Origin of the sequence: Nocardia neocaledoniensis (genome assembly GCF_029868625.1) — a bacterium.
In the GTDB taxonomy this organism is placed as follows: Bacteria; Actinomycetota; Actinomycetes; order Mycobacteriales; family Mycobacteriaceae; genus Nocardia; species Nocardia neocaledoniensis_A.
Genome location: NZ_JARWOJ010000380.1, coordinates 1 through 2,948 on the forward strand (window position 1 = coordinate 1; position 2,948 = coordinate 2,948).

At 72.3% G+C, this 2,948-nt stretch carries 5 protein-coding genes; 2 read left to right on the forward strand and 3 right to left on the reverse strand.

Going from position 1 to position 2,948, the window contains the following annotated elements:
• Positions 1 to 39: 39 nt before the first annotated feature.
• Both QH270_RS30060 and QH270_RS30065 read right to left on the reverse strand, forming a co-directional pair.
• Complete coding sequence (locus QH270_RS30060) at positions 40 to 729, reverse strand: peptidylprolyl isomerase (protein WP_280347654.1); 690 nt, start codon at positions 727 to 729, stop codon at positions 40 to 42.
• Positions 730 to 852: 123 nt separating this feature from the next.
• Complete coding sequence (locus QH270_RS30065; RefSeq protein ID WP_280347655.1) at positions 853 to 1,350, reverse strand: nitroreductase/quinone reductase family protein; 498 nt, start codon at positions 1,348 to 1,350, stop codon at positions 853 to 855.
• 65 nt (positions 1,351 to 1,415) lie between these two features.
• Here QH270_RS30065 and QH270_RS30070 point away from each other — a divergent pair, with 65 nt between their 5' ends.
• The gene (locus QH270_RS30070; RefSeq protein WP_280347657.1) at positions 1,416 to 1,784 is read left to right on the forward strand and encodes an arsenate reductase family protein; all 369 of its coding nucleotides are present in this window, start codon (positions 1,416 to 1,418) and stop codon (positions 1,782 to 1,784) included.
• A 96-nt stretch (positions 1,785 to 1,880) separates the two neighbouring features.
• Positions 1,881 to 2,189 carry a hypothetical protein gene (locus QH270_RS30075; RefSeq protein WP_280347659.1) on the forward strand — a complete coding sequence of 103 codons (309 nt, stop codon included), beginning with the start codon at positions 1,881 to 1,883 and terminating at the stop codon, positions 2,187 to 2,189.
• A gap of 1 nt (position 2,190) precedes the next feature.
• Here QH270_RS30075 and QH270_RS30080 read toward each other — a convergent pair whose 3' ends face one another.
• Positions 2,191 to 2,721 (reverse strand): NUDIX hydrolase, encoded by a 531-nt coding sequence (locus QH270_RS30080; RefSeq protein WP_280347661.1) that lies wholly within the window; start codon positions 2,719 to 2,721, stop codon positions 2,191 to 2,193.
• Positions 2,722 to 2,948: the final 227 nt, after the last annotated feature.

Below are 2,948 nucleotides of genomic sequence, written 5' to 3' on the forward strand. Positions count from 1 at the left end.
CTCCCATCCGGGAGACGCGGCCCTCGCTCGTTCCGGGGTTCAGCTCTGGGCGGTCGTCACGGCGTTGAGGACCACGTCGGCCACCGGCTTGCCGTCCGGGCCGCCGCCGACGACACCGGCGGCGGCGATGGTGGTGAGCACGTCGAGGCCCGCGGTGACGCGGCCGAAGGGGGTGTAGTTCGGCGGCAGCGGGGTGTCGCGGTGAACCAGGAAGAACTGGCTGCCGTTGGTCCCGGGACCCGCGTTGGCCATCGCGACGGTGCCCGCCGGGTAGACCGCGCCCGCGAGGTTCTCGTCGTCGAAGCGGTAGCCGGGCCCGCCGGTGCCGGTGCCGGTGGGATCACCGCACTGCAGCACGTAGATGCCGTCGGTGGTGAGACGGTGGCAGCGGGTGTGGTCGAAGTAGCCCTCGCCGGCGAGGAAGGCGAAGGAGTTGACCGTGCGCGGTGCGGCGGCGGCCTCGAGCGCGATCGAGATGGTGCCGCAGGTGGTCTCCAGCGTCGCGGTGTGGGTGGCGGCCTGGTCGATGGTGAGGGCGGGTTCGGCGGGCCACTGCTTGCCGTTGGGGGCGCCGGCCGGCGCCGGGGCGCAGCCCGGCACCGCCTGGTGCGCGGGGGCCGCGGTGGCGGCGGGGGCGACGGCCACCAGGGCGGCCGCGGCGGCGGCGAGGGCGAACCCGGCGCGGCGGGTGGTGGCGACGATGGATCGGTCCTGCGTATGACTGCTCACCTGGACGGTGTCTCCTCGAGATGGGGTGCTGCCGGACGATGTATCGCGCATCCTGCCAGCCGTGGGCGCCGGGAGCCAGACCCGGCGTCCCCGCGGCCGGAGGTGGTTGTGGCGGAGGACGACTCAGCGCGGGGTCAGCTGGACCACCACGCCGCCCTGCTGCCAGGTCTGATAGATGTCGGCCTTCGAGGGTTCGCCGTCGGCGGTGTAGCCGATGCCGTTGAACTTGGCATTCTGCTTGTTGTCCCTGGCGATCACCGCGTAGAGCTCGAGTACCGCCTGTTCGTCGGAATGCACGGTGGCGGCGAAGGTCTCGGGCGCGCCACCGCGGGTGACGGTCACCTCGGCGCCGCCGCGCAGGTTCTTCACCCAGGGCCGCAGCGCCGTGCCGATGAGCAGCGTGCCCTCGTGCACCGTGTAGGCCACGGGGACGTCGTACACTTTGCCGGATTTGCGCCCGGTGACGTGCAGCGTCGCCAGCCGCTTGCCGACGATGCCGGACAGCACCGGCACTTTCAGCAGACCGCGTACGAAGCGGTTCACCCTGTCCTGGTAGGGCCGCAGCGGTTCGGGGCCGGTGGTTGTCGGTGTGCCGTAAGGGTTTTCCGAAGTGGAGGTCATGGCTCCAGTATCAACCCGGCGGCGTGCGCGCGCACCCTGCCCACGCGGGACATTACGCTGCGACGATGACTTCCGAACCGACCGAGATCTGGCACAACCCGCGATGCTCGAAGAGTCGCAACGCCACCGCGCACCTGGACGCCGCCGGGGTCGCCTACACCGTGCGCCGCTACCTCGACGACCCGCCAACGGTCACGGAACTGCGCGCCGTGCTGGCCCGGCTCGACGCGCGGCCGTGGGACATCACCCGCACCGGTGAGGCGATCGCCAAGGAACTCGGCATGGCGGGCTGGGGGCGCACCGACGCCGACGTCGACCGATGGCTGGCCGCGCTCGCCGAGCACCCGCAGCTGATCCAGCGGCCCATCGTGCTCACCGCCGACGGTGGCGCGGTCGTCGCCCGCGACGACGAATCTCTGCGTGAACTGGGCTGATCCGCGATAGCTCGCGGGTAACTATTCGGGCACGACCGTAACGGGCGCCGCGATTCCCATGATGTAGATCACATCATCGGGACATGGGAGGTTGACATGACATCGCTTCGCAAGCTCGCCGTCGGCATCACCGCCGCCGGACTCATCGGGGCCTCGACCCTGCTCGCCGCACCCGCCCAGGCTCAGCCGCCGGGGCACTGCTCGGTGAACCCGATCGCGGGCACCGGCGCGTTCTCCCAGTGCGGCGATCCGGTCTGGCATCAGGTGCGGGTCACCTGCTGGGCCTGGTGGAACTGGTTCAGCAGCTACGAGCGCTACGGTCAGCCCGCGTTCGGCGGATTCCACTCCGAAACGGCCTGCGACCTGCCGTTCAGCATGCAGACCTGGCAGGTGATCGTATACTGAGTCAGCCTCGGCCGTCGAGCAGGCCGTCGAGGATGACGCGGGTGTCGGGGACGAACGGCCAGTCCGGGTCGCGCAGGTGGGCCCGCAGTTCGTCATCGCGCCACCACCAGCCGTCCGCGATCTCGGACGGCTGGTGCCGGATCGGCCCGTCGTAGCGCACCTCGTAGCCGAACAGGTGGCAGCGCAACGGTTTTCCGGCCCACACGCCGTCCCAGGACGCGGTGGCGCGCAGGACCGGCGCCACGCCGTCGATGCCGAGTTCCTCGCGTAGTTCGCGCACCGCGGTCTCGGCGGGATCCTCGCCCGCGTCGACGACGCCGCCTGCCAGGCAGTCGTGCATTCCCGCGAAGACGAGTTTGCTCTCGGTGCGCCGGTGGACATAGACCCGGCGGCCGTCGCCGGAACGCACCAGCACCCCGGCGCTGGCATGCCAGAGTCCCTCGCGATAGACGACGCCGCGCTCGGCCGCCCCGACCACGCGGCCCGTGGCGTCGTAGACGGCGAGCAGTTCCGACTCCGGGTGCGCGGTCACCGCCCGAGGGTAACCCGGGCGGCCCCACCTCACCCGCGCCGCGGTTTCGCCCCCGGCCGCGGTGCGGACGCGGCCACCCTGGTGGCGGGGGTGGCCGCCGGCGGGGGGGGGGCGGGGGGGGCCCCCTAGGGGGCCCCCCCCCGCGCCGGCGCCGGCGCCCCCCGCGACGGTGGCAGCGGCCGCGGCGAGCAGACCCAGCCGACGGCGGGATCGACGCTGTGCCAGCG